1 pseudogene is annotated in these 2,956 nt (G+C 62.6%); it reads right to left on the bottom strand.

What is annotated here, in order from left to right:
- Positions 1 to 2,956 (bottom strand): annotated as a pseudogene (locus DBR24_RS31545) (hemagglutinin); the annotation flags it as partial.

Raw genomic sequence — 2,956 nt, 5'->3', positions numbered from 1 at the left:
TCGTCACGTCGTAATTGAGCGTCGCGCCCACCGGAAACTGCGTGCCCTCGGCCAGCGTAACCCCGCTGCCCGGCACGATCAGATCGCCGCCGAACGGTTGCACACCGGCGATCAGTTTCCAGCCGGCGTCATCCTTGGTTTCCGGTGGTGGCGCGAAACCGTCGTTGATGCTGCCGTAAATGTCGAGGTTGCCACCGGCACGAATCACCAGGCTGCCGGCCTCCCCTGACCCGTACACCAACGGATTCAGTCGCGTGTGCGGATTGAGACTGGCATAACGATAGCCGGACAAATCCAGATCACCCTCCACCACCAGATCTCCGTCGGCAGTCTTGCTGGCAATTTCCACGCCTGGGCGCAGATGGAACGCGTCTGCGTAAGTGGTGTTGTTCAGCCCGGCGAGTTTGCGTTGCAGCAGATCGTTATTACCCAGCGCGGCGTTGATAAAGTCTTTGCTGTCACCGTGAATGCGTTCGAGCATGACCTTGTCAATCACCTGATACGGCCGACCACTGACCGCCTGATCGACACCATCACGGGCATCGGTATAACGGCGCGTGCCATTGAGCCCGATAGAACGCGCGCCCTGAATGGTCAGCACACCACTGGCGTCGATGGCAATGTCATTGCTGCCCAGACGTGGCGCGTTCAGCTCCAGCGTGCCGCGCAGCATTCCATCGTGTTGCCCCGCAAGGAAACCGGGCACGGCATCGGTGCCGTGGCGCAGGTCGATGCGCGCGCCGCTGCCTAGCGTGAGTAAACCATCGCCGGAACCGAGTTCGACCGTGGCACGGTTCGGCGCATCGATGATCTTGCCGTAGCTGTCGACCCGCAGCACACGGCCATGGGCATCGAGCACACTGTTGCCCGCAAGAGTCAGACCGTTTTTCGCCGACAGACGAATGCTGCCGACACGTTCGCCGCTGGCGTCGATCAGACCGGCAACCGTCAGGCTGCCATTGTCCACCGACACATTGATCTCACCAGCCTTGAGACCGTCGCCGATCACAAGATTGCCTTGTTTGAGTTGCAGGCTGCGGCTGCCGTAAACCTGTCCGGCACTCAAGCGCTGATTGAGTGCAGCGAACTGCTCGGTGGCGTCACCGCCCAGACGCTGCGCGCGAATGTCCACGCCACTGGCCTTGTACGGCACCAGCGTGCCACCGGCGTCGTAATAACCACTGCTGCCGCCGACAATCTGGCCTTGCAGATCGACCATCCCGGCCGCATCGGCCAGAGCGACGACGCTAAGGTTACCGGCCTGATTGTTCTTCGCCGACAGATCGATCCGCGAGCCCGCGGCCTGACGGATATTGCCATTTGCGCTGTAGAGCGAAACATCGCCACCCCAGCTGTACTTGCTGACATCGTTGAACGGCAAGGTACGTCCGGCCATATCCAGTACGGCTCCACTGCCCAGGGTCAGATCGCCTTCGGACTTCACCGTCAGCTTGCCGCTGGCCAATGCGATACGGCTGTCGAGCACGATATCGCGGGCTTCAAGGTTCAACTCCGCACCCAGGGCATTGGCCACGCCGGCAGCCCCGGCGCCGCTCAAGGTCAGGCTATTGCCGGCCTTGAGCAGGCTGACTGATGCCGCCTCGCCAGTGAGCAACGGCGTACGCAGATTCAGATTGCCGCCGCTGTAGCTGTAACCCTTGACCGGATCGTAAGCGCCTTGCTCCTGATACACCGCTAGGCTGCCCTTGTGATTGGCGGTGATGCGCTCGCTGGCGCTCAGGTTGACGTTGGCGAACCCCAGCGCCAGACGATTGTTCTGATCCAGCCCGCTGGCCTGAGGCATCGGGCCATAACCCAGCTCGATCCGCTGGGCCTGAATGTCCAGCGTGCCACTGCCGGTGCCCGCACCACCCGTGATGACTGCGCCAGGACTCTGGGTCGCACCGTTCCAGATCAGGTTGGCGGTACGGATACTCGCCACGTCGCCGGCGTTGCCCAGACCGTAAATCGCCGGAGTGACCAGCACCAGATTCTGCAATTTGCTCTGGCCGGTCTGTGGGTCGATCGTGTCGAGGCTGACGCTGCCGTAGAAATTGAAGGCGTCGCGAGTGGTCAGGCTCAGGGTTTCCAGGGCCGGCGCGCCAAACTGCGTATCACCGCGCAGCAAACGGTCGAGTACGTTCTGGTTGAGCGTGAGGCCGGCAGGCACGCGGCTGCCTGCCGCCGCCAGCGCCTCGGCGCTGCCGGCATTGACCGAGCCGACCGACAGTGCCAGATGACGGGTGCCGAAACGCACCGCTTCACCGAGTTCGAACTGGTTATCCGTGACGGCAGTGATACTGCCGTTCGAATACAGCAGGGCCGGATTGCTGCACACACTCGTTGCGCAAGTGCCGATCCGGATACTGCCCGCTCCGGTGATGCCACTGGCCAGCTCCGGCGCGAGGACCTGGGTCCAACCGTTGGAAACGAGCAACACGCTGGAGGCTCTCGGCTCATAAATGAAACCGGCCATTGAGTCGTAGGCCACGTTGCCACGCCCCAGCGTATTGATCCCGCCCCCCGCCTCGACCGTGATGCCGCCAAGCGTTGACGTGGTGCGCAGCAAGACTTCCGGTGCAGACAGAATCGCCCCTTCACGCAAGACAATGTTTGCGCTGGTGCCCAGGAAACCGATGATGTTGGCGGCTGTGTTGTACAGGACATTCGGCATCGCACCGATAGTCAGACGCCCGGCATTGAGGCTATTAAGCGTGTCGGCGTATAACGACACGCCATTGAAGCCAGGGGTCGGTGCATGGCCCGCGCCCAGGATCTCGAAGCTGCTACCGGCGTTGCCGCCGCGCACCACCGCCGTGCCGGCCATGCCACCCTCGGCAGCGTCGAACAACGCACGCCCGTTGAACTGCAAATCGATGCCTTGCTTGCCGCCGGACGCCAGGCGCAGATCCAGTGTCTTGCCGTCCATCGGTGCCATCGCGCGTGGCACACCACC

The organism is Pseudomonas sp. HMWF006, from assembly GCF_003061205.1.
In the GTDB taxonomy this organism is placed as follows: Bacteria; Pseudomonadota; Gammaproteobacteria; order Pseudomonadales; family Pseudomonadaceae; genus Aquipseudomonas; species Aquipseudomonas monsensis.
The sequence above is the reverse complement of the archived record's forward strand: the minus strand, read 5'-3'. Positions and strand labels throughout refer to the sequence as shown.